28 protein-coding genes and 1 pseudogene are annotated in these 24,125 nt (G+C 71.5%); 19 read left to right on the top strand and 10 right to left on the bottom strand.

Features of this window, described 5'->3' with window-relative positions; translation table 11 throughout:
• Positions 1–50 precede the first annotated feature (50 nt).
• The 3 genes from ACIRPK_RS34150 to ACIRPK_RS34140 all read right to left on the bottom strand — a co-directional run bounded on the left by ACIRPK_RS34150 (position 51) and on the right by ACIRPK_RS34140 (position 3,502).
• Complete coding sequence (locus ACIRPK_RS34150; RefSeq protein ID WP_403046106.1) at positions 51–2,108, bottom strand: hypothetical protein; 2,058 nt, start codon at positions 2,106–2,108, stop codon at positions 51–53.
• A gap of 174 nt (positions 2,109–2,282) precedes the next feature.
• Positions 2,283–2,732: a hypothetical protein gene (locus tag ACIRPK_RS34145; RefSeq protein WP_403046104.1), complete on the bottom strand. Its 450-nt coding sequence runs from the start codon at positions 2,730–2,732 to the stop codon at positions 2,283–2,285.
• Positions 2,732–3,502 (bottom strand): ParA family protein, encoded by a 771-nt coding sequence (locus tag ACIRPK_RS34140; RefSeq protein WP_403046101.1) that lies wholly within the window; start codon positions 3,500–3,502, stop codon positions 2,732–2,734. The genes ACIRPK_RS34145 and ACIRPK_RS34140 overlap by 1 nt, the downstream gene beginning before the upstream one ends.
• 309 nt (positions 3,503–3,811) lie before the next feature.
• Here ACIRPK_RS34140 and ACIRPK_RS34135 point away from each other — a divergent pair, with 309 nt between their 5' ends.
• The 9 genes from ACIRPK_RS34135 to ACIRPK_RS34095 all read left to right on the top strand — a co-directional run bounded on the left by ACIRPK_RS34135 (position 3,812) and on the right by ACIRPK_RS34095 (position 8,150).
• Complete coding sequence (locus ACIRPK_RS34135; RefSeq protein WP_403046098.1) at positions 3,812–4,030, top strand: hypothetical protein; 219 nt, start codon at positions 3,812–3,814, stop codon at positions 4,028–4,030.
• On the top strand, positions 4,027–4,191 hold the full coding sequence (locus tag ACIRPK_RS34130) for a hypothetical protein (protein ID WP_403046095.1): 165 nt from the start codon (positions 4,027–4,029) through the stop codon (positions 4,189–4,191). Before ACIRPK_RS34135 ends, ACIRPK_RS34130 begins: the two co-directional genes overlap by 4 nt.
• 76 nt (positions 4,192–4,267) lie before the next feature.
• Positions 4,268–4,585 carry a hypothetical protein gene (locus ACIRPK_RS34125; protein ID WP_403046092.1) on the top strand — a complete coding sequence of 106 codons (318 nt, stop codon included), beginning with the start codon at positions 4,268–4,270 and terminating at the stop codon, positions 4,583–4,585.
• Positions 4,582–4,872 (top strand): hypothetical protein, encoded by a 291-nt coding sequence (locus ACIRPK_RS34120; RefSeq protein ID WP_403046089.1) that lies wholly within the window; start codon positions 4,582–4,584, stop codon positions 4,870–4,872. Before ACIRPK_RS34125 ends, ACIRPK_RS34120 begins: the two co-directional genes overlap by 4 nt.
• Entirely contained in the window at positions 4,866–5,105 is a 240-nt protein-coding gene (locus ACIRPK_RS34115; RefSeq protein ID WP_402878800.1) for a hypothetical protein, read from the top strand. Before ACIRPK_RS34120 ends, ACIRPK_RS34115 begins: the two co-directional genes overlap by 7 nt.
• Positions 5,102–5,788 (top strand): hypothetical protein, encoded by a 687-nt coding sequence (locus tag ACIRPK_RS34110; protein ID WP_402878798.1) that lies wholly within the window; start codon positions 5,102–5,104, stop codon positions 5,786–5,788. The genes ACIRPK_RS34115 and ACIRPK_RS34110 overlap by 4 nt, the downstream gene beginning before the upstream one ends.
• 33 nt (positions 5,789–5,821) lie before the next feature.
• A complete protein-coding gene (locus tag ACIRPK_RS34105; protein ID WP_402878796.1) occupies positions 5,822–6,322 on the top strand; it encodes a hypothetical protein in 501 nt (166 codons plus the stop codon).
• Positions 6,319–7,281: a hypothetical protein gene (locus ACIRPK_RS34100; protein ID WP_403046086.1), complete on the top strand. Its 963-nt coding sequence runs from the start codon at positions 6,319–6,321 to the stop codon at positions 7,279–7,281. The genes ACIRPK_RS34105 and ACIRPK_RS34100 overlap by 4 nt, the downstream gene beginning before the upstream one ends.
• Positions 7,278–8,150 (top strand): hypothetical protein, encoded by an 873-nt coding sequence (locus ACIRPK_RS34095; RefSeq protein ID WP_403046083.1) that lies wholly within the window; start codon positions 7,278–7,280, stop codon positions 8,148–8,150. The genes ACIRPK_RS34100 and ACIRPK_RS34095 overlap by 4 nt, the downstream gene beginning before the upstream one ends.
• Positions 8,151–8,563: 413 nt before the next feature.
• Here the strand turns inward: ACIRPK_RS34095 and ACIRPK_RS34090 are convergent, their stop codons facing one another.
• From ACIRPK_RS34090 to ACIRPK_RS34075, 4 genes are all read right to left on the bottom strand, one after another.
• On the bottom strand, positions 8,564–9,295 hold the full coding sequence (locus ACIRPK_RS34090) for a nuclease-related domain-containing protein (RefSeq protein ID WP_403046081.1): 732 nt from the start codon (positions 9,293–9,295) through the stop codon (positions 8,564–8,566).
• 97 nt (positions 9,296–9,392) lie between these two features.
• Positions 9,393–10,010, bottom strand: a complete 618-nt coding sequence (locus ACIRPK_RS34085; protein WP_403046078.1) for a hypothetical protein — start codon at positions 10,008–10,010, stop codon at positions 9,393–9,395.
• Positions 10,010–11,335, bottom strand: a complete 1,326-nt coding sequence (locus tag ACIRPK_RS34080) for an exonuclease domain-containing protein (RefSeq protein ID WP_403046076.1) — start codon at positions 11,333–11,335, stop codon at positions 10,010–10,012. The genes ACIRPK_RS34085 and ACIRPK_RS34080 overlap by 1 nt, the downstream gene beginning before the upstream one ends.
• A gap of 159 nt (positions 11,336–11,494) precedes the next feature.
• Positions 11,495–11,971 carry a hypothetical protein gene (locus ACIRPK_RS34075; protein WP_403046073.1) on the bottom strand — a complete coding sequence of 159 codons (477 nt, stop codon included), beginning with the start codon at positions 11,969–11,971 and terminating at the stop codon, positions 11,495–11,497.
• Positions 11,972–12,630: 659 nt separating this feature from the next.
• On the opposite strand from ACIRPK_RS34075, the gene ACIRPK_RS34070 reads away from it, so the two are divergent.
• Both ACIRPK_RS34070 and ACIRPK_RS34065 read left to right on the top strand, forming a co-directional pair.
• Positions 12,631–13,914, top strand: a complete 1,284-nt coding sequence (locus ACIRPK_RS34070; protein WP_402878830.1) for a hypothetical protein — start codon at positions 12,631–12,633, stop codon at positions 13,912–13,914.
• 43 nt (positions 13,915–13,957) lie between these two features.
• Positions 13,958–14,332: a hypothetical protein gene (locus ACIRPK_RS34065; RefSeq protein WP_402878832.1), complete on the top strand. Its 375-nt coding sequence runs from the start codon at positions 13,958–13,960 to the stop codon at positions 14,330–14,332.
• Between the two features lie 189 nt (positions 14,333–14,521).
• Here the strand turns inward: ACIRPK_RS34065 and ACIRPK_RS34060 are convergent, their stop codons facing one another.
• Together ACIRPK_RS34060 and ACIRPK_RS34055 are read right to left on the bottom strand one after the other, a co-directional pair.
• Positions 14,522–14,998, bottom strand: a complete 477-nt coding sequence (locus ACIRPK_RS34060) for a transcriptional regulator (RefSeq protein ID WP_403046070.1) — start codon at positions 14,996–14,998, stop codon at positions 14,522–14,524.
• A gap of 166 nt (positions 14,999–15,164) precedes the next feature.
• Positions 15,165–15,599, bottom strand: coding sequence for a hypothetical protein (locus tag ACIRPK_RS34055; protein ID WP_403046068.1), 435 nt, complete (start codon positions 15,597–15,599; stop codon positions 15,165–15,167).
• 1,564 nt (positions 15,600–17,163) lie between these two features.
• On the opposite strand from ACIRPK_RS34055, the gene ACIRPK_RS34050 reads away from it, so the two are divergent.
• The 4 genes from ACIRPK_RS34050 to ACIRPK_RS34035 all read left to right on the top strand — a co-directional run bounded on the left by ACIRPK_RS34050 (position 17,164) and on the right by ACIRPK_RS34035 (position 20,014).
• Positions 17,164–18,417, top strand: a complete 1,254-nt coding sequence (locus ACIRPK_RS34050; RefSeq protein WP_403046065.1) for a hypothetical protein — start codon at positions 17,164–17,166, stop codon at positions 18,415–18,417.
• Positions 18,418–18,579: 162 nt separating this feature from the next.
• Positions 18,580–19,086 (top strand): hypothetical protein, encoded by a 507-nt coding sequence (locus tag ACIRPK_RS34045; RefSeq protein WP_403046063.1) that lies wholly within the window; start codon positions 18,580–18,582, stop codon positions 19,084–19,086.
• A gap of 41 nt (positions 19,087–19,127) precedes the next feature.
• Complete coding sequence (locus ACIRPK_RS34040; protein WP_403046061.1) at positions 19,128–19,322, top strand: hypothetical protein; 195 nt, start codon at positions 19,128–19,130, stop codon at positions 19,320–19,322.
• 188 nt (positions 19,323–19,510) lie between these two features.
• Positions 19,511–20,014, top strand: coding sequence for a hypothetical protein (locus ACIRPK_RS34035; protein WP_403046058.1), 504 nt, complete (start codon positions 19,511–19,513; stop codon positions 20,012–20,014).
• Here ACIRPK_RS34035 and ACIRPK_RS34030 read toward each other — a convergent pair whose 3' ends face one another.
• Positions 20,015–20,758 carry a hypothetical protein gene (locus ACIRPK_RS34030; RefSeq protein ID WP_403046055.1) on the bottom strand — a complete coding sequence of 248 codons (744 nt, stop codon included), beginning with the start codon at positions 20,756–20,758 and terminating at the stop codon, positions 20,015–20,017.
• A 175-nt stretch (positions 20,759–20,933) separates the two neighbouring features.
• On the opposite strand from ACIRPK_RS34030, the gene ACIRPK_RS34025 reads away from it, so the two are divergent.
• The 4 genes and pseudogenes from ACIRPK_RS34025 to ACIRPK_RS34010 all read left to right on the top strand — a co-directional run.
• A complete protein-coding gene (locus tag ACIRPK_RS34025) occupies positions 20,934–22,421 on the top strand; it encodes a hypothetical protein (protein WP_403046052.1) in 1,488 nt (495 codons plus the stop codon).
• A complete protein-coding gene (locus ACIRPK_RS34020; RefSeq protein WP_403046050.1) occupies positions 22,418–22,963 on the top strand; it encodes a hypothetical protein in 546 nt (181 codons plus the stop codon). The genes ACIRPK_RS34025 and ACIRPK_RS34020 overlap by 4 nt, the downstream gene beginning before the upstream one ends.
• A 46-nt stretch (positions 22,964–23,009) precedes the next feature.
• The gene (locus ACIRPK_RS34015; protein WP_403046048.1) at positions 23,010–23,540 is read left to right on the top strand and encodes an ATPase; all 531 of its coding nucleotides are present in this window, start codon (positions 23,010–23,012) and stop codon (positions 23,538–23,540) included.
• Positions 23,541–23,848: 308 nt separating this feature from the next.
• Positions 23,849–24,125: pseudogene (locus ACIRPK_RS34010) on the top strand (hypothetical protein); the annotation flags it as partial.

Here is a 24,125-nt window from a genome sequence, read left to right as displayed (position 1 = left end):
TCCCGGCCTCCCGCCGAAGGGGCGGGGGACCGGGAGCGGTGGGTGCTCGATCAGGCAGTGTCGGACGTGCGCTCGGCGGAATCCGGACCGCGCTCGGCGTCCGAGGCGTTGCGCTCGGCGGCGCTCGGCGCCTCGTTGGCGATCATCAGCTGCCGTGCGCGCATGAAGTGGAGCCTCCAGTTCCGGGCGTTACTCTCCGAGATGGAGAACTGCTCCGCCAAGTCCCGGGCGGTGGCGGTGGGCAGGTTGCTGGTGACCGCGTACAGGTACTCCTCCCACGCCTTCTGCTTCGGCTCGCTGTTGCGGAAGAAGATCCCATCCGAGGGGACGCGGCCGTCCCGCATGTCCGCCGACAGCCCCTCCCAGACACCCTCCCGCAGGTCGATCAGCACCTGCTCGGCCTCCACCAGCTGGCGCTCCAGCGTCTCGGTGCGGGAGGCCGCCCGACGGGCCACCTCAGCCGCCTGACGGGCGGAGTCCTCGGCCTCAGCCCGCCGCTTGCCGTGCGCGGTGAGCTCGGCGTTCTCCTTCTGGACGGCGCTCTGCAGCTCCGCCAGCTTCTCCTCCAGGCGCCGGGCCTCAGCGGCCGCCACCTCCGCCTTGTCCTCGGCAGCGGCGCGGGAGTCGAGGGTGGTCTGCAGCTCCGTCTCCAGCCCGGCCAGACGGGTGGCAGCGTCCCGGATCTCCTCCTCCAGCTGGTCCTTCTGCTCGGCCGCGGTGAGGCCGGCCGCCTCCAGCTTCTGCTTCTTCTCCTCCGCCTCAGTGACCAGCTCGGCCGCCTTCTCCGCCTGCTGACGGAGAGTCGCGGACTTGTCGGTCAGCTCCCCGATCTCGGTCTCAAACTTGAGCCGAGCGGACGCAAGTTCAGTCCGAGCGCGCTCAACGTCCTTCCGAGCGCGGCCCGATTCGACGGCAGCGGCAGCCAGCTCCGCCGCCTTCTTCTCTGCCAGGTCCACGGCTTCCGCCGCCTTCGCCTTCGCGGCCTCAGCTTCGGTCCGAGCGTTCTCGGCTTCCAGCCGAGCGCGCTTGGCGTCCTGCCGAGCGGACTCCGCCTCCTGCCGAGCGGCGACCGCTTCGGCCTCATGCGCGGCCGCCTGCAGCCGGCGCGCGGCGGGCATGATGGCCACCTCCTCCATGATCTTGGTGACCAGTTCGGAGTTCTCGGTGGGCACCACGGCCAGGTCGTCGGTGCGGGTCCACCCGGCCAGCCCCCGCATCACGGCCAGGGCCTGAGAGCTGTTCGTGCCGAAGTCGGCCCGGTCGAGGGACTTGTTCGTCTTCTCCCGCTGCTCGGTCAGCTGCTGGGCGAGCTTCGCGGCGTCCCTGCGGCCGGCGCGCTTCTGCTCGCCCTTCTCCTTCGTGCTCTTCGCCGTCGCCTCCAGCATCTGGCGGAGGAGGAACAGCTGGCGGGCGGCCCGCTTCGCGGAGACGGCCCTCACCAGGTCAACGTCCTTGCCGTTCGGGTCAACCCCGAGATTGGCGAAGGTCTCCGCCCAGCGGGTGCGCCAGAGCATGACGATGAACCGGACCGGACCTGCCTGACCCTTGGCCAGCACCTCCTCCTCCGCATCGCCGTTGGCCGTCATCCGGTTGCGCAGCTCCAGCTCGACCACCCAAGCCGCCGCGATCGGCATCAGCGCCATGAACGGGGCGGCCGCGAGCGAGGGGGAGTGCACCGCGTTCGCCCAGGCCGAGAAGAAGACGAGCGCCCAGGCGGTGTAGTGCATCGCCTTGAGGTTGCGGGTCCACCCGGTGGTCCCGGTGGACTTCGTGTAGAGCATCCCGAACAGGGTCAGTTCCAGCAGGTCAAACATGATCACGAAGCCGAGCCGGAACACCCCTTCGAGGTGGCCCTGCTCGTGGGCGAATCCCCACAGGCCGCCCACCGACACCAGGGTGCCGGCCAGAGCCACCTTTCCCTGCGGACCCATCTCGTTGAGGAACGACAGCAGTCCGCTGGCCGCCGCCTGGTCGCTGCCGGGCTTCCCGAAGAGGAAGCGCCACAGCGCGAAAAGCCCGAGGCAGACGGCGGCCAGGGCGAGCACCCCGACGGCCAGCAAACCCCACAGGGGAAGCTTCTGCAGCCCCTCCCACACCGGCTGCAACACGTCGGGGATCTGGCTCGAACCCGCCGCTGACCTGCGGAAATCTGCCGCCATACTGTTGTTGTGGCGCATGTTGGTCTCCATCTGCGTCTGGACCTCGGCGGCGACCTAGGAAGCTCCGCCGGGGTCTGCTTCTATCTCGGAGTCTTGAACTCTTGGAGCGCGTGAGTCACGTTCTCACGAACTACTCGACTGCCTGCGTGCACGGGTCTTGGGCGCCGGAGCTTCCGGGGCCGGGCCCTCTTCGAGTTCCCGGAGCCGGGTGGACCGGTCCTCCAGGTGCTTGACGTACGAGAGCAAGGAGGACCGCAGCTGGTCCTCGGTGTCGCCCTCCAGGACGTCGCGCCGGGCCAAGAGGAAATCGCACGCAACCCGGATGACCGTGTTGGCGGTGATGCGCTCGGCCTTGGACTCCCGGGCGCCCTGCAGCTCCCGGGCCAGCACGTCCAGCTCGATCTGCTGGTCACCCCTCAACTGGACATATTTGGGGGTGGTCGTCTTCTTCGCGGCGGCCGCGGCCTGACTGAGCGTCGTGGAGCGCCGGGCGCGGGTGGTGGTGTTCGTGGGGTCCTCCTTCGGCGGCACGCTCGCGCCGACGACGTCGGAAATGTCCCTCTTGCCTGCCATCAGCTGCCTGCCTTCCGTGTACGGGCGGTGGTCTTCTTCCTCGGACTGGGCACCTTCTCCACGGCCCAGGCCGGCCGGGGGACGCGGTCCGCCAGGCCGAGCGCCGCCAGGACTTCGTCCGCCAGGTCGAGCGCGTCCTTACCCGGCTTGTGCCAGGTCTTGCTGGTGCCCTCGGTGATCGGGATGCCCATCTGCCCCGCGTCCTGATGGGCCACCAGCTCCCGCATGTGGGTGCGGAACACCGGGATGCCCGCCAGGTCGAGGGTGTCGAGGGTGCGCACGGCCTTGGCCTTGCGGGCAGCGTCCACCTTGGACATGACGACGCGGTACGGGTGCCCCGTCGGGATCACGATCTCCCGGATCGAGGACATGATGGCCCGGGCCTCCAGGTAGTCCAGCGGCAGCGGCACCACGATCAGGTCGCCGTCACAGGTGGTTTTCAGGATCTCCCTGTCCCGGTGCGGCGCGTTGTCGATCACGATGAACCGGTACTGCCGTGCCCGCCGGAGGCCGGCCAGCTTGGCCGGGTCGTCCTCTGACGCGAAGTCGAAGGTGGCGGGGAGCTCCAGCAGGTCGTACAGCTCCTGCGCGTTGCCCTCCTTCTGCTCCGGATCGGCGTCCAGCAGCAGGGTCCGGCCGACCTTCCCGAGCGACCACGCGAGCAGGAAGGCCAGCGTGCTCTTGCCGATGCCGCCCTTCCCGCCCCACAGCACGACGATGAGCGGCGGGCCGTCCCAGGGTGGGGGTTCCACCTGTTCTACCTGCGGCATTGCTGTCTCCCTCTCGGTTGCCCCCGTACTACGTGCGCCACAGAGCTTAGGAGCTGGACACTCCGCGACTCACGTAGGCAGGCTGATCAGGAGTCAGTCAGTCCCGTGATCTTGACCTCAGAAACAATCATACTCCCGAAGTCTTGAAGTTCAAGACTCTGAGGGTCTACAGTTGTGAGTACGGCGAGAGGGCCGGTGGTCAACAGCCCACCGGCCCTCTGCCCGGGGGGTTACAGCCCCCCGTACTACCTGCAGCCGAGCGTGTCACCGCTCCGCAGGCACGGACCGATCCCCCGGAAGGGAACCGTCATGAGCCAGTCTCTCAGGCCCCAGCTCCGCCACCTGATGGTGGTCAACCGTCAGCAGCACCAGGTCGGGCACCGGGTGCTCGCCGTGGGCCGCATCCGCCCGCAGACGTGCACCAACTGCTGCGGTGAGCGGCGCGTCCAGGCCGGCCCCGCCGGTCCCTCGGTGCCGTGCCCGGTGTGCTCCCTGTCCGCCGTGGACACCAAGGCGGTGGCCCGATGAGCGGCCCGCAGTCCACCCCGGAGCCCGTCCGCCAGCCGGCGGTGGCCAGCACCACCAGCCTGCAGGAGTCCGCGTACCACCTGGCCCAGCAGACCCAGGCCGCCGTGGGCAGCTCCACCCCGGCCCTGCCCCCGGCCACCGTGCGCACCGACAGCCGCTGACCACCCGTCACCGCCCCGGCCGGGGCGAAGGCGAGGACGTCGCCGCCCCGGCCGGGCACCCGCTTGGGAGAGACCGATGGACAACAACCTGAACCGCGTGCCGTTCCACGAGCTCCAGCTGGCCGACCCGGCCGCCGTCGAGCAGTGGGCCGCCACCGCCCTGTTCAGCACCGACAACACCACCGACGAGCTGGCCGGCACCCCGGGCGCGCTGGTCCGCCCGCTGGTGCGGGCCGTGGTCTGGAGCCTGACTGAGGCCGAGCGCCAGGGTCTGCTGCAGAGCGCCCGCGAGGACGACCCCGCCGGAGCCGAGGCCCGGATGGCCGTGTGCACCACGGCCGTTCGGGGTGCTGCCCAGTGGTCGCTGCTGGCCGGTTGGCAGGTGGCCCGATGACCGCCACCTCCTACAACGCCTACCAGGCCCGGACCCAGGTCACCGCGATGGCCGCGATGCTGGCCGCCCTGCTCGGCGCACTGGCCGCGCTCCGGTTCGGCCACGCCGACCAGGCCGGGCAGCTGGCCGTCCTCGGGTACGGCGCCGTGCTCGGCGCCGGCGCCCTGTGGCTGGAGGTCCGCCCGCTGGCCGCCCTGCTGGCCACCTTCCGCCTGACGGCCGCCCTGCTGGTCGCGCTGGCCACCGCGCCCCGGACGTGGCGGGGACGCAGGGCCGCCGGATGGTGAACCAGCCCCCCGGGTTCCAGCCGTTCCAGGGCGAGCAGCTGGAGCTCCAGTTCAGCACCGAGCCGCCGACCCCGCAGGAGCTGCAGGCCAGCGTGGACGCGCTCCAGGCCGTCACGGACGAGCTGATCCGCCAGCAGCAGGAGGGCGAGGCCGAGGAGGCCCGGACCCGGGCCCAGCAGCACGAGCAGCAGCAAGTCCAGCACCACGGACGAGAGATGGAGATCACCCGATGAACGAACCGACGAGCCAGCTCCCGGAGTGGCTGCTGGCGCACGCCCAGCGCCCCCTGCCCCTGCCCGCCGCCGAGCCGGAGCCGCCGCAGATGATGAGCGCCGCCCGGTGGGTGGCCACCCGCTACAGCGGCCGCATCCTGCCCGGCCTGACCACCACCACGGTGCTGATCCTGGCCAGGCTCTGGAACGAGCAGGGCGCCGCCCAGGACGTCGGCAACGCCATGCTGATGGGCGCGCTGGCCACCGCCACCGCCGCCGCCGGCACCGTGTCCGCGCTCGGCCAGAACGGGGACAGCGCGGTGACCGCCACCGCCTACGGAGCCTCAGCGTCCCTGGTCCTCACCGCCGTTGCCGCCTACACCACCCAGTGGCCGCTGGCCATCCTGATGTGGCTGCTGGCGACCGGTGCCGTCTACGCGCTGGCCGCCCCGCACTGGCGCCGGGCGAAGGAGCGCGCCGCCGAGCACAAGGCCGAGTTCCGGCTGCAGGCGTTGAAGTCGCAGACCGAGGTCACCACCACCGCGATGCGCGTCACCGGGGCGGTGCAGGTCGCCAGCACGCTGGGCCAGCTGGAGCAGGCGTGGATCGCCCGCCGGGCGCTGGACGTGCTCGACCAGGACCAGGGCGCCCAGGGCGTCAACCTGCTGGACGCAGTCGAACCGAAGGCCCTCGGGCGGAGCTGAGTGGCCGTCATGATGAACACGGGAGGACGACACATGGTGTGGGGACTGGCCACCGTGGTGGTGATCGTGGCGGGCGGGCTGTTCCAGCTGTGGCGCCACCGCAAGCAGGACGAGGCGATCCAGGCCCGGCTGGACCCGTACCGGTTCGGCGGCCCGGTCGTCCCGGGGCCCGTCACCGCGTACGCCGCCGCCCCGGAGATCGGGGACGAGCTGGAGGCCCTGCTGCGGGTGCAGATGGAGCAGGCCCACGGCGCTCCGTTCGGCCAGGACGAGCACCGCGAGCACCTGCTGAGGTGGGCCGCTCTGCGCGACCGGATCGCCCTGCAGGAGGAGCACGACGGTTCGGTCTACGACGTCGCGGGGGAGGCCGCGGACCGCGCGGCGCAGGCTCTGCGCAGCCATGACCACGTCTGGGAGAAGGAGGCCGGCCCCCACGGGCCGCGCTCGATCCAGTGGACCCAACAGGCTGGCGGTCGGGGGTACGTCCGCCAGGAGTACGCCGTGTGGCGTGCAACGACGAGGAGGACCGCGTGAGCACCGAGACGGAGAACGTCCCGCCCTACCTGCGGGATCTGCCGCACGGCCGGTTCCACGATCACGAGGAGCTGGCGAAGCACATCAACGAGGGCACCGTGGTGTCCACCCTGCCCTACCGGGGCGAGGTCACCCAGGTGGTGACCACCCGCCCCGACCCGTACGGCCGACGGCTGGTGTTCGGCGTGATCCGGGAGACGTGGTTCGGGGACCAGGCCAGCCAGTGGGTCCGGTTCCTGACCGTCGAGGCCGCCCAGCAGTGGCAGCAGGACACCGTGGCGTACTGGCTCCGCAGGCACGGCGGAGAGTACAGCCCCAGTCAGCACTTCACGTGCTGGTCGAGCCAGGACGGCTCATGGGCGGTGGAGATCGACCGCCACCGGCAGCGGTACATCACCGTGCTCGGCACCCGCCCGACCGGCCAGCGCACCGAGTGCTTCAGCGCCACCAGGTCCCTGCAGTCCGAGGTCCAGGTGGAGGAGGACGAGGCACACCGGATCTTCGAGGAACACGGACTGACCCACTTCCGCGAGGTCTTGGAGGAGCGCGGGTGGGCCCGCTTGGTCGAGGTGCTGCCCGTCGGTCCCGAGGAGTGGCCGCCGAGCATGAAGACCGAGTTGGAGCAGGTGCAGGCCCGCGCCGAGCGCCGAGCCGCTGCTGCCGAGCGCGAAGCCGCCGACGCCGAGCAGGGCCGAGCAGCCGCCGAGCTGGCCGAGCCGAGCACCGCCGAGAGGCCGGCCGATCCGGAACTGCGGTTGCTGGAGCGGCTGCTAGCCGTGCTCCGCAGGTTCGCGGCGGCCGCCACCCGCCGGGCCGCCAGTTGCAGCTGGTGCACCGCCCAGTCCGGTTTCCCGGTCAAGGGCCACCCCACCCTCAGCTGCCAGGGGTACATCGAGGAGGCCCGCCGACGGGCCGCCGAGGACGAGCTGACCACCACCACCGAGGAGAAGGCCCAGTGACCAGCACCAACGAGACGGGCCGTCAGAGCATCGCGGCGAACGCGGACACCCAGGCGGACTGGCTGGTGGGCGGGGTGATGGACTTCTGGGCCGTCAGCGCCCGGGCGCACCTGCGTGCCTACCTGCTGGCCGCCGAGCTGGAGGGCGCCAGCACGGAGACCATGCGCAGGTGGGCCGCCAACCCGGCCAGCCCGGAGCCGCTGGAGATCCTGCGGCGCCATCCCGACCAGGCCCCCGCGAGCTGGCTCACCGTGCTGGAGGACGCAGCCTCCCCGGGCGGACTGCCCGACACCTACCACCAGGGTCTCCAGGCCGTCATGCTGGCCGCCGTGGACCAGGTCATCCTGGCCGAGGCCGACCGGGAGCGGTACGAGGCCCGCCAGGCCGAGCTGGCCGCCATGGTCGATCGCTACGAGGCGGCCGACCAGGTCGAGTACTCCCAGTGGGCGTTCGGCCAGGACATGGACACCGCGATGCGCAAGGCGGCACTGTTCGACGCACCGTCAGCGGCCGACGCCTACGGCCGGGCCGCCGAGCTGGAGCCGGAGGTGACGTTCCTGCAGTCCGAGCGCCAGAGCTACGAGCAGATGCTGGCCAGGGGCGAGATGGAGCAGGTCCCGCCGCACAACGAGCGGGAGCTGCTGCTGCGCGAGGCCGCCGCCGCGGACCGCACGTACTGGGCGGACCTGCTGGCCGAGGACCTGACCGCCGCCGCACTCGCGGCGTTCCGGCTCGCCCAGTTCGACCAGGCGCACGGCCAGTTCGTGGCCGGCCCCCACCAGCCGGACTCCATCGAGTTCGACCCCGAGGGCGGCCAGCGCGCGTACGTGCGCCAGGAGTTCAAGGCGTGGCTGGAGAGGAAGCGCTGACCGCACCAGCACAGCGGCAGGGAGGGGCCCCGGTCACCACCGGGGCCCCTCCCTGTTTCTGCCGGGCCCACCCGATCGGGTGGTCTCTGGCGCTGGCCAAGGCCCGCAGCCGCGCTGACCGCCCGTGCCGACCAGCCGGGCGCCGTTGACGAGCAACAGCGCGGCGCGGCCGGCGGGGGTGAACCGCCGAGACGGACCGGGGGAGAGTGGCCGGTCGAGCGGCCGGAGCCGCCGACCGGCTGGCGCCGTCCGGCTCTGGCAGCCTCCGCCCCGTGCTGCCAGGCCGTCAGCCCGCAGGGGGTGACCCTGCCATGGCTGGTGTCGAGTTATCGGCTTGTATGAGGTGTTCACCGGATGCGACAGCGCGAAAGGCCCGGACCGTCACCCGGTCCGGGCCTTTCGCTGACAGGAGGTCAGCTGGTGTGCGGAGGCAGGGTCCGCTCGGCCAGGTCGGCCAGCCGCTGGACCCGGGCCGAGTCGAAGCCCTGCACCGGGGAGAGGTTGCGTACCAGGTGCCGCAACCGGGAGGCCGGCACCACCGTGGCGCCCTCCAGCATGACCACCCCGCCCGGCACCGTGGCGCCGTGCACGGCCACGATGGTGGCCACCGGCACCCCGAGCGCCCGGGCCGCCTGCTGGGCCTCCCAGACGGCCGTCTGCAGGGTCTTGGTCTGGTCGTACCGGCCGTACCAGAGCCGCCCGCCCTGCACCCGGAGCGCGCTCTTCTTGCTGGTCCAGAACTTGGAATCGACCATCAGGGCGCCCGCCGGGCCGATCAGCAAATGATCAACGTTGGCCCGGCTGCCGGGGATCGAACGGTCATGGAGCGCGTGCCAGCCGTCCCGCTGCAGCGGCACCAGCAGCTTGGCCGTACGGCGTTCGCCCGCCGCCCCCTTCGTCCAGGAGTTCCCGGCCAGCCGGTAGACGCGCCGGGCGACGGCGCCGACCAGGACGAGCGCCAGGAGCACGCCGAGCCACCACGTGCCGCCGAGGGCGAGCACCAGGACGAGCCCGCCGACCCCGGCAGCGGGCAGAGCCCACCGCGCGGTGGTGTGCTGGCGGCCGCGCTCGGCGTCGAGCTGCTGCTGGCCCATCCGGGCGGCCGAGGCCCCCGCCCCGGACCGTGGTTCCGGTACTCCTGCCATCTGCTGTTCCCCTCCAGGTAGTTGGTGCCCGGCCAGACGCTGCCCGCCGGGCCGCAGGCCTACTCCTCACCGCACCAGGCGGAGCGGCAGGGCCCCGTCACCACTGGTGTCGCGGTCCGGGAGCCACCGTGCACAGGCAGGCCAGGCGCCCCCGGCAGTCGCACTCCCCGTGTGGCGTGCCGAACCGAGGGCACGTCGAGGCACCGCAGGAGCCGCACTGGAGCGGAGCGACCGTCACCCGCTCCACCGGGCTGGCCCGCTGCAGATCGTGCTGGGCCACCCCGATCTCCGGGCCGCCGTGGACGTCCCAGAGCACCACGTACGGGAGCGGCCCCGGGTAGTCCCGCACGGTGACGACCCGGCCCCGGGTGCCGGCCGGGAGGTTGAAGTGCACCCGCGCGTCCTCCCCCTCAGCCTCCAGCTCCTCATCCACCCAGTGGCCCCGCTGACGGACCGCCAGCTCCACCGCATCCCCCACCGAGAACAGCAGGCCGCCCAGGTACTGCTCGCGGCGCAGGCGGAGCGCGGTGGCCAGCTGTTCGTCCCCGTTCGCGGGCCGCAGGTCGAGGACCGCCCGCAGGCCGCCCGACCTGTGGTTCAGCCGGGTGGGCTCACTGGCCGTCAGCTCCACCGCGTCCGCCAGCGCCAGCTGCACCAGCTCCAGCACCCGCTCACCCAACGCCAGGTCGTCCGTCATCAGCCGCAGCTGCACCATCAGCCCGTCACCACCCCTTCGTGGTCCCGGTCGAATTGACCGGCCGGCGCGGGCACCAGGTGGTGACCCCGGGCCATCTCGCCCAGGACGTCGAGCACCGCCCGGCAGTCGCCCGCCGCCCGGTGCCCGCCGCCGAGAGGCTGCCACCGGTAGTTCCCCCAATAGTCCGACCAGTCGCCCACCCAGTCCGAGTACGGCACCATCACGTCCTCGAACCGCAGGCAGTCGAGCCAGGCCGCCGCCGAGGCCGCCGGGTCCGGGTGCCCGGCCGCCGTGTAGTGCAGCACCAGCTCGACCCGCAGCCGGCCGACGTCGAAGGCCCGGTTGTAGATGAGGACCCGACGGTCCATCAGGGCGCCGGTCAGCTGCACCAGGACGTCCGAGAACGTGGGCGCCCCCCGCACCATCGAGCTGTCGATGCCGTGGATGGCCGCCGCCTCACCCGGGATCAGCACCCCGGGGTCCAGCAGGGTGTCCACCAGGACCACGCCAGCGGAGGAGACCACCGCCAGCTCCACCACCCGGGCGTCCGACTCCAGCCCGGTCGTCTCACTGTCCAGGATCACCACGTCCGGGTCGGCGAGCGCGGCCGCCGCCCAGGCGCTCAGGGACCGCACCCGCTCCACCCGGGCCCGCCGCTGGTCCTCATCCCGCTGACGCGCGGCCTCAGCCGCCGCCGCCCTCTCCTCCTCCAGCCGCACCCCGCACGGCTCGCAGCACCGCGGTTCCCACCAGCCGTACGGGTTCTCCGCCCTCCAGGCCGCCACCTCCGCCTCCGTCGCCAGCTGCAGCCCGCAGCCGCCCCGGCAGGTGGTGGCCCGCGCCATCCGCTCCGCAGCAACCCGCGCCGCCTCCTCCGCCAGCACCTTCCTGCACGGGCGGCACCGGTGATCCGACCCGACCGGGTACGGGGTCGCGCGCACCGCGTCACACCGCCAGCACGTCCGGGCCAGCTTCCGCTGCCGGACCAACTCCGCCTTCTCCCGGCACCGCTGACACGGCCCGTGCAGGACGTACGCCAGCACCTTCCCGCACTCCTTGCAGGTCCGCCGGGCCTCCCGCGCCGCCCGCTGCTTGGACGACAGCGGCCGCATCTTCACCGCGCCGGACGGGTCGTAGAGCGCGAACTGGCCGTACTTCCGGCTCTCCACAAAACCGGCCGGCCGCTGACCGTCCGCCAGCTTGAGCCGTTGCTCAGCCAGTTGGGACTCCGTCCGCAGGTGTTCTGGTGCCTTCCCCCAGTCGTAGGTGGGCACCACGGCCACCTCCCGGGACGGCTCACTCCCGGTGGCCGGGGGACCGGCCGGAGTTTCGATTTCCAGCACCGCACATCTCCTCTCCGCAGGGAATTGCAGGATACCAGGAATAGCCCATGTTCGCGTGAAAAGCAATGATATTCAGTGACTCGAACAAGGGCGCGCAGAAAGGGAAATCCGGCCGGGCCACCAACAATCAAGGTTCATTGTTAAATTCGAACGCGCGGGCTACTCGTCCCCCTCCGCCCGGGCGTAGCGCTCCAGGGCCTCCCGGACGATCCGGGCGGGGGAGTAGATCAGCTGGGCCAGCCGCTCACGCTCGGCCGCCTCACTGTCCGACCAGTGCCCGCCGTAGAGCAGCCCCTGCCGGTCCATCCGCAGCAGGGACGGCTCACTCATCCGCCAGGAGGCGGTCCGCAGCTCTGTGACCAGGGAAGAGGGGAGTTCGTAGGACCGTCGGACCGGAGTGCGCGGGGCAGGCCCGGGCCACCGGCCGCTCAGGGTCATGCCCAGCGTCTCCTCCTCCGTCAGTGGTTCCCACGGACCGGCCAGGTCCGGTTCGGCCAGGCGCTGGCGCAGGCAGCCGGCCACCAGGACGTCGAGGGGAGGCCACCAGTCGGCCCGTACCCGGGCCAGTTCCAGCCGGGCCTCCCGACCGGCCTTTCCCTCAGCCCGAAGCGATGCCAGGAATTCGGCTTTCTCCACTTTGTGACGCTTGATTCTCAGGGCAAGTCGAGAGGCTGTCTGGACGGAAAGGCTTACCGAAATGCTGCTGGTTTTCATTGCATTTCCTGACTATCAAGGTTGATTGTTTGGGTCCGGCTGCCGGGCCCGTTCGGCGGGCACCTCGGATTCTGCTGACGGTTCGTCATGGGGCCAGTCTGGCGTACCCGGGGCGGGTGCCGTGCCCGAGGAGCTGCCCGGGCGGTCGGTTACCGAGATGCCTTCCAGGCGGGGCCGCCCTGCGGAGGGGGTGGGCCCTGGTCCGTGCCGGGCCTGATCCACCGTCGGGGTGAGGGTGGGTGGGTCGCTGGCCGGCCCCCTCCTTGGACGGCGCCGGAGGCAGCCACACCAGCCGCCAGGCCGCAAGGGGCCCCCGCTTCGCGGGAGAGACGGCCCCTTGCCCCCCGACGACCGGCGCGGCAGGGACGAGCCCGCCGCCCAAGGAGGGAACCACCCAGCTCAGGGGGCGAAGTACGGCGGCCGCCGTCGAGTGGATCAGCGAACCCGTTTCATTTCAACGCATTGCATTTCATCACCGTGCAATGAAATGAAACGAGATGCAATGCAATGAAATGTGTGCTATGCTATGGGTTAGGAAATGAGGGGCGGCCGGGCCGCCCGACCGAGAGAGGCACCAGCCGATGAGCGAGCAGCAGCCCGCAGGAACTCCCGTCCTCCTGACGTGCGCGTACCCCGACTGCGTCCGGCAGCCGGAGGCCAAGGCCCCGGGGGCCACCGGGCCGGCGCCGAAGTACTGCGACCTGCCGGAGCACACCGCCCTGACGTCGTTCCGGGAGCGCAAGCGCCGGTCCGGCGGTGGGGTGGCCAGCAAAACGGAGGAGGTCCCCACCAAGCCGGTCAAGGAGGCGGTGGCCCGGGCCACGACGCTTCGGGACGACGTGCTCACCGCGGTTAGCCGCCTGCAGGTCCAGCTGGACCAGGTGGTGGACCGGCTGCAGACGATGGCCGACCCCGAGGCGGCCGCCGCCGAGATCCAGAGCATCACCGCCGAGCAGGGCCAGAAGGTGGCCGACGCGGAGAAGGCGCTGGCCGACGAGCTCCGCCGGCGGCTGACCGCCGAGAAGGCCCAGGCGGTGGCCGAGGCAGGGAAGGCCACGGCGGAGGAGGCCGCAGGCGAGGCGGACAGTCTGCTGGAGCAGGAGAAGACCAGGTTCAAGGCCGACGCCGAGCGGCTGGAGGAGGAGAAGACGCAGGCCATCGAGCAGGCCACCCAGGAGGCCGCACAGCGCGTTGCCGAGCTCCAGGCGGCCGCCGAGGCCGAGGTGGCGGAGATCCGGCAGACGGCTGAGGAGGCGGTGGCCACCGCCCAGCAGGAGGCCCAGGCGGAAGTGACCACCGCTCAGGAGGAGTTGAGCAGGGCCAAGCAGGAAGCCGAGGCAGAGGTGGCGAAGGCCCAGCTGGAGGCCAAGGAGGAAGTGGCTGCCGCCGCAGCGAAGTTGGCGACCTTCGAGGCGGAGCTGCAGGCGTTCAAGACCACCACGGCGAAGGACCGGGCAGACGAGGCCAAGAAGCTGGCCGACGACCAGGCCGCCGCCAGCCGCCAGGTGCAGGAGAAGGAGGCCGAGAGGGTGGCCGCCATCTCCGCCAAGACGCTGGCCGAGCAGGCCAGGGAGAAGGCACTGGAGGAGGCCCGCAGCGCGAGGTCCGACCAGGCGGTGGCAGAGGGCACTGCCAAGGCGAAGGACGAGACGATCCAGGCACTCAAGACCGCAGCCGAGGCCACCCGCACGGACCACGCCGCCGCCCTCGGGAAGGTCGAGGCGAAGGTGGCCGAGCTGGAGCCGAAGCTGGAGAAGCTTCGGGAAGAGCTCAACGCCTCCACGCAGCGGGCCGCGCTGGCCGAACAGGCCCTGACCAACGCGGCCGCCGTCCAGGCCGCTCAGCAGAACCCGGCCAAGAAGTAGAAATCCCAGCATGTCCACGGTGCATCTATCGGAGGGAACCAGCATGACCACCACGGAGAAGCCCGCCACCACCGCCGCCACGTTCGGCGCCGCGCTCGGCCGACTGTTCGGCGAGTACCCGACCGACCCGCCGGAGGCCCCGGTCACGGCCGTGGTCACCGTGGCCGGCCCCGACGGTTCCAGCACCACGGTCGAGCTGACCGCCGGTCAGCTGGTCTGGCTGCAGGAGCTGGTGGAGAACGAGGAGACCGACTGCCGTAACGCCCACCCCGACCAGTCCGGCATCTGCGGGCACTGCCAGGGCACCGGCCGCCCCCGGGCCGGGCAGCCGGGCGGGTGGTGGTTCTGCGTCCACCACGGCGAGGAGGGCCCCGACGGCGAGCAGTGCGAGGGCTGCCAGGACCACTTCGGGAGCTGATCCGCTCCCCCCCCCCCGCTCCGCTGCCCGGCACCGCTTCGGTGGTGCCGGGCAGCGGCGTTCCCGCCCTGCACGTCCGCCAGGAGCTGCTGGAGAGCAGAGCATTCCCACCGTGCACACGGTGTGCTTGGAGAACACGAAGCGGCCCCCGCACCGGAGTGCGGGGGCCGCTGTGCTGCTGACGGACTCTCAGACGGCCGCGATGATCAGGGCCGCCAGGAAGAGGAAGAACACATGAAATGCCTGGTCAAGGCTGTAGGCACCCGTGCCCAGGGTCGGGGCGTAGTTGCCTTCACCGTCCACCGGGTGGTGGGGGTGGGCTGGGGTACCCAGGCTCATGAACTCCAACTTCGCGGTCTTGCTGGCGAGCCAGGCCAGGGTTGTCCTGCGATCCGCCCACCAGTGGGACAGGCAGTCCAGGCCGAGGCCGAGCGCGAGGCCGGCCGCGGTGACGTCGAGGTCCAGGGCGACGGCGGCCAGGGCGAACAGGATGCCCTTGGTCAGGGTCAGGGTGATGACGTGCTTGGAGCAGGCCCAGCGGCCGGCCCACCCGGGCCCGCCCTTCTCGGCTGCCTGGCAGGAGGTCTGCACCCAGTGGTCGCCGACCTGGTGCGCGGTGAACAACGCGGCGAAGACAGCGGCGAAGGTTGCGGCGGTGTCGTTCATGATGGTGGTCTCCTTCTCGTCCAACGGGTTGGAGCCCGGGGCGGCCGATCAGCTTCCCGGCCAGACGGCCGCCCCGGAGCAGGTGGTGAGGTGGTTCTCAGCGTGGCGGGAAGGCCAGAGCCGGTCTGCCCAGAAAGTGCAGCCGGGCAGTGACCCTGACCACATGTCAGTTCTGCCGGGTGTCCCCGGTGGCCCAGTGCTCGTACGGGCTGCGGACCTTGGCCTGCAGCGTCTCCCTGCGGCTCTGGGCGGTCGAGCGCGGCACGTCCATGGCGATCCCGAGCTGGCCGACGGAGCCGCCCGCCGCAGCGTGAGCGCGCACCGAGGCGTCCCGGGCCCCGGTCAGCTGCGGGATCAGGTGCTTGTCCAGGTCGTTGATGACGAGCTGCCAGTTCGCCACCGTGGCCGGCGCCCCGGTGTTGTCGCCCCGGCAGACGCGGCCGGTCCGCAGGAGGGCCAGGGCGAAGAACAGGGTGTCCAGCCGGTCCCCGAGCTGGTCCCGGTCGATCTCCCCCAGGGCCGCAGCCTCCTGCGGGGTAAGGCTGATCGTGATGTCCACGCCGCCCTGCAGGCTGCCAGCGCCCTCAGTGACCTTGAGCATGATGGGTCCTCTCCGGAGTCCGGTGTACGGAACTTCGTACAGCTCTACTGTACGGAGGTTCGTACAGTAGGCACAAGCCCCTTGGCCAAGATTCCCACCATGGACATGGTGTGATCGCCAACAGCGAACCACCGGGCACATGAGCCACCAGAGTCTTGGAGTTCAAGACTTCGTGAGGTATGATCGTTTCCAGTGGGGTCGGTGGTGCGAACCGCTGACCTGCTGTCAGGTGCCGGTAAGGGCGCCGTAAGGCTCTTACCGGGAGGTATCGGGATCTTTCGTACGACTTTCAGGTCCGGGCGTGTTGGGCCCAGCACGAAACGTCATCAGTGTGAAAAACTCTCGGTTGACTTGACGTCGTGATCTTGGGAGACCCATCGAGAGAACGCGAAAAGAGCCTCAGACCAACCCCGGGGCCAACCAGGGTGTGATCGAGGCTCAGACCGCCTACCACGTATTCGCTTATCTGCTCTAGACCCGCCTGCTGGCAACCAACCTTTTGGGACCGGGTCGAAGAGCTTGCCGGGTGCGCCCTTCGGCGTACCCACTACTGGGAGACGACTATAGCTGTCCGTCGCTCGGTCTGCCCAGCATGCCCCGGCACCGACACGCCGGAAACCGGCCAGACCAGCCACTTCGCGTACCTCCGGCCCGTGGCCGTCGAGGTTGACCACCCGTCACGGGGCCCGCCGCGTTGTCCAGCTCACGTTGCTGCTGGACGCGCTCCACCGTGGCGGGTGGAGGTCGTGACATGCCCAAGGGAGTCGGTCCCCGGAAGCCGACCCGTGGCCTCAGCCTGACGAGCTGAGGAGTCCGGAGCAGTCCCCGGTAAGAGAACGGTCCGGGTCACCAAAACCCGACCCCGGCCAAAGCCACCGGGAGAGTAAGGCAGAGGTGCGAGGCCCAACCCCTGAGTGGAGGCCGCGTGCTGCAGACGCTAAATGGTGAATCGAGCGGGCAGTCAGGCCGGCCTTGCCACGGGAGTGATTCCGTGGCGAACAAGGTGGACCCGAGCCGGTGGGCGAGCAGATCGCCCGGGGACGCAACCCCCCAGCACTGTCCGCACATCCCGGTCCCAAGCGCGGAGTAATCCCCCGCAGCTGGTTGATGCGATGACCGCAACGGGCGTACCGGAGACGGACGTACCCCAAGCACCATGCAGAACACCCCCTCTAACGAGCAGGCAGAACCCTTCGGGTGAGCTCTGCCTGTCTCGTTAGGGGGGGTCTAGCTCCCCCCGGCTGCTGGGCACCCGGAGCCCGGTAAGGCAACTGCCAACAGCAACCAGCAGCCGGGGGGAGCACCCCAAAAGAACAGCCCGAAGGCCCTTATCCGCTGCTGTGCGGCCCGATCCGGTCCACCCCGGACGAGGTGAGCCAGTGCACCAGGAACTGGCCGGATCGGGCCGCACAGCTCATCACAGACCCTGGCGAAGCCAGGGACGAAAGGCGCCCGAATGGGCGTTCTGTTCTGACAGTTGGTCCCGTCACGACCCTGTCACCAGCTACGGCGGGAGAGCGAAATGCAGGCAGGCAGCACACAGAGGAGTGGCTACGGTGACCGGATGACGACCTCTCAGCCCCGTGGACAGGTACTGATGGTGGCGGCCGCGCCGAGCACGTCGAGGCGCCGCCTGCTGGACCCGGAGCAGGGTGTGGCCGCGTTCGGCACGGTGCCGGCCGGGCTGCTGGTGCCGGGCTGGCCGGGTCCGGTGGACGTGGTCGAGCTGGTCCAGCCGTCCGGTCCGCAGGCGGTGCTGGCCCGGCTGCAGGCCGCCGTGGCCGTCGAGGGCCCGCTGTTGGTCTACGTGTGCGGGCAGCTGGTGCGGGACCGCCGCCAGCACCAGGTCCACCTCGCTCTGGCGAGCACGACGGACAGCACCATCCGGTACACCGCGCTCCCGTGGCCGTGGCTGGCCCGGGCGCTGGCGAGCCGTCAGCCAGCCACCACCGGGGTAGTGCTGGACCTGACCGCCGATCCGGCCTGCTGGCCGCTGGAGCCCGCCGAGCTGGCGCTGCCGCCGCAGGTCGCGGCATGGGGAGTCGTCAGCCCGCCGGTCCGCCGGGGGCCGTGGCAGGTGCCGGAGTACACCGCCGCACTGGCCGCCCTGTTGAAGAGCACGCCGCCCGGGCAGCACGTGGCCCAGCTCCACCAGGTGGCGGTGCACCGGGCCGGGCTGCACGACCAGGCCGTGGTCCTCGGACTGCCCCCGGTGCCGGCCGAGGAGGAGCCCGCCGCCCGGGTTCCGGTGCCGGCGCCACGGGTGTTCGTGCCGCCGCCGATGCCGAACGTGCCGCCAGCCGCTCCCGTCGCGGTGCCGGTCGCGGCCGCGGTTTCGCTCGGCAGGGTCGCACCGCCGACCGCCGGGCCTGACCCCCGGGTGGCGATCGCCGAGGCGATGCAGGCCGGACGCCACCACACCGCCGCCGAGCTGGCGGCCCGGTGGGAGTCCGAGGTACTGCGGACGTCCGGTCGGGAGTCGGCTCTGATGGGTGACGTGCTGGAGGTGCAGGCAGCGGCAGCCGCCGCCAGCGGCGCGGTGGTCAGGGCGACGGAGCGGTGGATCACCACGGCCCGGCACCGGCTGGTGTGGGCACCGCCGACGGACCCAGCCGTCCGGCAGGCGATCGAGAACGCCCGGGCGCTGTGGCTGCAACTGGACGACGACGAGCACCAGGCCGCTGAGCTCGGCCACCGGCTGGTCGAGGTACTGCGGGAGGCAGGGGCAGAGCGGCCGGCCGCAGCCGTCGAGGCCCGGCTGGCCGGGCTCAGCGGGGGCGGGCAGACCTACCGGCCTCCCACTGCCTGGACAGGCTGACCGGTCCGCCGGGCGACCCTGCGGACCCCCGGCCGCTTCCTGACCGTCCAGCCCCCGGGCGGGGACCAGCTGCGGAAGACGGGCGTAAGCCTGGCTTGCGCGATAGCTTGCTCCGCCGGTCTGACGCCCGAAACCCCTGCTCTGCTGGGCAGTTGAACAGGCATGACGACGACTCCCACCACCCCCTCCCTGCCCGAGCTCCGGGGCAACGTACTGGCCGTGAACCTGCTCCGGGCAGCCGTCCGGCACGACGCCGACGATCTGCGCGAGCTGCTGGTGGAGCTGAACACCGCCGTCCGCACGCTCGGCGATCCGGCCGGCGGAATCGCGCTGGACCAGTTCGCCCGGTACCGGGCGGAGGAGCTGCTGGCCGACGCGCTGGAGCAGCTGGGCGTCCTGCCCGGCACGACCACGGAGACGATGCCCACCACCACCGTGGCCGCCGAGGTCACCCTGATGCTGCAGCAGATGACCGTCCCGCCCGACGTCGCGGACGCTCTGCGGGCCTACGGGGCAGGCGACTTCTGGCAGCTCAGCAACGTGGGCCACCGTGACCGGGCCGCCGCCGTGGCGCTGGCGACGGCGGCCGCCGAGCGCGCCGGAGCGTCCTCCCCCGAGGCCGCCCTGGAGAGGCTGGACGCGCTCCGCGAGGAGTTGAGCGCTGCGTGAACCCGGACCCGAGCAACCCCAGCACAGACGATCATGGACCGATGAGCACTCAGCCGTACCGCCGTCCGCTGTTCACCCCGGAGCGCGCCGAGGGGGTGGCCGCTCCGGTGGAGGGGGCCCGTCGGCTGGCCGTCGAGCGGATCGAGCAGCAGCACCAGGCTGAGCAGCCCGAGGCCCCGCAGGCCAGGCCCGGCCGCCGTCCGCTTGGTCACGGCCCGGTGCAGGGCCACCAGTGAACGCCGTGTGCGAACTCCCTCATTCGGGGGCTCAAAAGTGAAACCGGGCCTGTAACAGTGCAGTTCAGAGGCACCACGACAGGCAGCCCCTGCCCTCCCTCCAACACGGTCAGGGCGCCGGGCCGAGGCGGTGTCAGTGCGTCCGCGTACGGTCGGGGCCCCACCACCAGGACGTTGAGGAGGAGCCCATGGCCGCCACGCCGTACGTGCCGCTGCCGGACGAGGTGTTCGACGCCCCGCTGCCCCGGACCGCCTACGCCGACGAGCCGCACCCGGTCGATCTGGACCTGCGGATCGAGCAGCTGATGGACGAGCTGGACAACTGGCGCGAGTCCCGCGAGCTGCGGCTGCTGCAGACCGTGGTGCTGGACCTGCACGCCATCGAGTACCCGGAGGATGCCCTGCTGGTCCAGGAGGCGGTGGCCGCCGGGTGGCTGCTGCGGGAGTTCGATGACCACTACGGCACGTCCGCCGGGAAGCACGGACCGTTCGCCGACGAGTGGGCGGCCAGCGGCGCGAGCCGGGCCTACGTCCGGCAGGAGTACGTGGAGTACCGGGAGGCGAAGGCCGCCGCAGCCGAGCAGCCGGCCCCGGCCGCCGTCGAGGTGCCCGGGCCCCGCCAGGAGCCGTGGTGGATGCGGGTGCTGGACTTCTTCTTCGTCAAGGTGCTGGGCGCGACGCGGATCGAGTAGCTACCCGAGGCCGTGCCCGGGGTCGGAGTCGTCAGCGGCGGCCGGCCCGGGCAGCGGGAGCGGGCCAACGAGCTGGACCAGGTCCGCACCGCCGCCCCAGGCCGCCAACTGCTGGCCGTCGAGGAGGAAGACGCCGCCCTGTCGGCTCGCCCACAGGACGTCCTTCCGGGAGTACCGGCCGAGGCTGACCACCAGGCGCAGGATGCCGCCGTGCCCACCGGTCCCCGCCCGTCGAAGAAGCGCGGGGGCCGGGGTCGCCTCACCAGCCGAGTCCGCCGGACGGACCGTCACCTCCAGGTGGCGGCCGTCGAGGTCACGGGCCATCAGCCGGGGCGAGCCCGCCCAGGGCAGGGAGCGCACCCGCCAGCCGTCGCGCCGCAGCATCCGGGACACCGCCCGGGCCAGCGCGTGGCCGTCCGTCAGGCCGCCGAGTTCAGCACCGGTGTAGAGGCCCGAGCGGCGCCGGGCGATCGTGGCACGGCGACGGCTCACCGCGGATGCCAGCGCGACGGCGAGCACCAGGGCGACGAGGACACCCCCGAGGCCGAGCGCGCGGAACGCGGTGAAGGCCACGAAGAACGTGACCGCGAGGAGCGCCAGGACCAGGCCGAGGGCCGGGGCGACCTCCCGCAAAGTGGGGCCGCCCTTCCCCTGCTGCCGCAGGTAGGCCAGGGACCGCACCCGTACGGAGCGGCGCGAGCCCGGAACTGGTGTCCGTCGCAGCCAGCCCACCATCGTGCTCACTCCCTGCCCGCCATCCTGCTGGTTCGGAAATCTGACGCCCCGTAGACATACAGGTACCCCGCCCGGAGCCGCCAACTGCCCAGGTCGGGCAGGCGATCCGGAGCGGCCGGTACTACTTGTCCCGCATGCGTAAAGTTACTTGACGCCTACTCGGATAGTTGTCAAGCTGGTTTACATGGAGACGAAGAGGCTTACCCGGCTCACCACCGGCCCGGTCCGAGTGGTCGAGCGGACCGAGGAGGAGCTGCCGCCGATCCCCAACGCGGAGGCGATCACGCGCTGGTTGGAGGAGGGGACCAGGCTGCAGAAGGAAGGCCGGCCGGTCCCGCCCGGCCCGCCCGGAACCGACGCCGGGCACTACCAGCGGGTCCGGTTGAACCTCGCCACCGGAGAGTTGAAGTTCGACGCCGCAAACTGGCCGGTCGAGGAGCGGACCCGGACCCGGCCGAGGTCCGGGGCCATGTACCCGCTCAGGGAGTGGGAGTACGTCCCGGAGGAGCTGTACTGGATCGTGGACAGCGGGTTCGCCACCCGGCCGCACCTCACCGTCGAGCAGGGCAACGCGCTGGCCCGCCGGGCGTGGGACGCTGCCCAGGAGCTGGTGTCCTCCCTGCAGGAGGTGCCCGGCACCGGGGAGTACGACTGGTCAGCGGCCGCGATCCGGGCCGGGAACGAGATCACCCGGCTGTGCCACCGGAACCCGGCCGGGTACTCGGACCGGTACATCTACGCGGACATGGCCGACGCCGTCGCCGCCGTACCGGAGATCGTGCGGCCCGTGTGGGTGGACTACCGCAACGAGCAACTGGACTACGACGCGGGAGCGCTGACGCGCTTGCTGGGCTCCAACCAGATGTGGCACGAGGACCTGCTGGTCCTGCTCGGCCACGACCGTGCCGACCGGCACCGGTTCTCGGTGGTGGGCACCCGTGCCTGGCTCTACCGGTTCCGCGAGGAGAAGGCCGGCGGCCGCCAGGCGTTGGACGCGGTGCGGTGGTTCACCGCGGACCGGGGCCGGCCGGTCGAGGGCCGGGTGCCGGTCGAGGCGGCCGAGAAGGACCTGCAGCTGCTGGCCACCGCCGAACAGCGCGAGGCCACCATGGAGAACGTGCTGCTGGTCGGCACGGTCGAGGTGCTGCGGGCCGAGCGCGACCGGGCCCGTCAGGTGCTGGTGGACCAGCTGGCCGACCTCGGAGTCCGGCGGGAAGACGCGATCAGGGACGCCAAGCTGGCCCGCGCTGCCGTGAACGCCCGCCTCCTCCAGATCAGTTCGTGGGGGGACCAGCGTTACGAGAACCAGGCCGAGCTGGCGAAGTCGGCCCGGATGACCCGCCAGGCCGTGAGCCAACTGCTCGGCGCCGTCGAGGCCGACGAGGACGAGGGCGAGGCGAAGGACCGGCCCGGCTACGTCATCACGTGCCCGGGGTGCGGGAGCGCTGAGGACGTCGAGGAGTACGACGCCCCGGTGCCGAACACCGACGACACGGTGGACTGTGCCCGCTGCAGGAACTGCGGTCGGGACTGGGCGCTGGACCCGGGGGCGGATGCCTCCTGCACCACCTGCGGTGGCAGCGGGATTCCGGGCGGGCACTCGGCCGTGCGGAAGAGCTCCACCGGGATGTGGGAGTCCGCCCCCAAGTGCGGGTGCGCGGAAGCGGCATGAGCGGCGAGCGCGAGCAGGTCCCGTGGGCCCTCCTGGTGGGCCACGCCGAGACCCGGGCCAGGTACGAGCAGAAGGTGTACCGACGCGGGCCGCAGCAGTGCGCGTACTGGATCGGCGCAATCTCGGACTCCGGCCACGGCAAGCTCCGGGCCGGGCCAGCCGGGAAGACGTCGAGGATCGTCAGCGCGCACGTGCTCGGCTACGGGATCGAGCACGGCGCCCAGGCGCTCGACAAGGTCGAGCTGGTCCGGCACACCTGCGACAGCCCCAGCTGCCAGAACAGCGGTCACTGGCTGCCCGGCACCAGGCAGGACAACGTCCAGGACTACGCCTCCCGTTCGCGGTTGGCCGGGCACGCGCTGGCCGACACCCGGGGCGCGGCCGGCCGGGCGGTGGCGATCCGGGAGGCGATCCGGACCACCCTGGCGAAGGGCGGGGACGCCGCCGCCGTCGAGGCCGCGATCCGGGAGGCGAGCCTGGCAGGGCAGCCCGGGGGAGCGTGGCAGGACGGGCTCTGGGAACTGCCCGCCGAGCAGGACTGACACACCATCAACCCGCCCCCGGCCGGGGGCGAAGGAGGGGAACACCATGGACGTCAAGATCATCACCTTTGGGTACCTGCACGGGGCCGCACCGGAGGCCGAGCTGGTCCTGGACCTGCGCCGCCACTTCCGCGACCCGCACGTGAACCCGGAGCTGCGGTACAAGACGGCGCGCGACCAGGAGGTGCGGGACGCTGTAGCCGCCACCCCCGGAGTCCTGCAGGTCGTGGCCGCCGCGATCACCATGACGCAGTCGTACGCGATGGGCCCGGTCGCCGCCACCGCCCCGTTCCGGGTGGCGTTCGGATGCGCCGGGGGCCGTCACAGGGCAGCAACGGCGGGGGAGATGCTGCAGCAGGCGCTCACCGCCGCGCAGTTCACCGTCACGCTGACGCACCGTGACTTGGACAAGGACGTGGTGGAGACGGGCCGGGAGAGCGACCGCACCCAGGTCTACGCCGACGTGATCGAGCAGGCGCTGGACTCGCTCTGGCAGGAGCTGGACGAGGACGACGAGTTCGACACCACGGTGGCCGCCGAGAACGCGGCCGGCGCCTTGGTGAACGCCGGGTACTGACCGGCACGACCGAGGGGCGGACCACCAGGTCCGCCCCTTCGGCGTCAGCGGGGGTTCGTCGCGCCGCAGCTGCAGCGGCCACCCGCGCCCGGTGGCAGTGGGTGCCCGCAGGCGCCGCAGCCTCCCTGAACCGTCATCAGTTCCTCCCCTGTAACAGTGGCACCGCCCGCGAGACGGAGCGGGAGCGTTGTTGCTGGCCAACACCCTAGGCCGGACTGTTACTCCGGGTGGGGCGGACCGCGCCGGTACCGGGCAGCAGACCGGACCAGATCACACCATGGACATGGTGGGAAAGGTAGAATGAAGGCATGGCAACGACCCCGAAGGGACGCGAAGGCGCCCGGATCATCAGCGCGATGGAGAACATGTGGGCCGCGATCCAGGCCCGCCACCCGGACGTCCCCGACGCGGTGGTGATCACCGGCAGTGGGCTGCCCAACAAGCGCAGCAAGGCGAAGCGCGCGGCGTACCAGAAGTACGGCCACCTGAACCCGGACCGGTGGGTGGACGCCGAGGCGTCCGGCCGCCGGCCCGAACTGTTCATCGCTGGCGAGTTGCTGGAACGGGGCGGGGAGGTGGTGCTGG

The sequence above is a fragment of the Kitasatospora sp. NPDC101801 genome (assembly GCF_044766665.1).
In the GTDB taxonomy this organism is placed as follows: Bacteria; Actinomycetota; Actinomycetes; order Streptomycetales; family Streptomycetaceae; genus Kitasatospora.
This window is presented reverse-complemented; position numbering and strand designations above follow the sequence as displayed.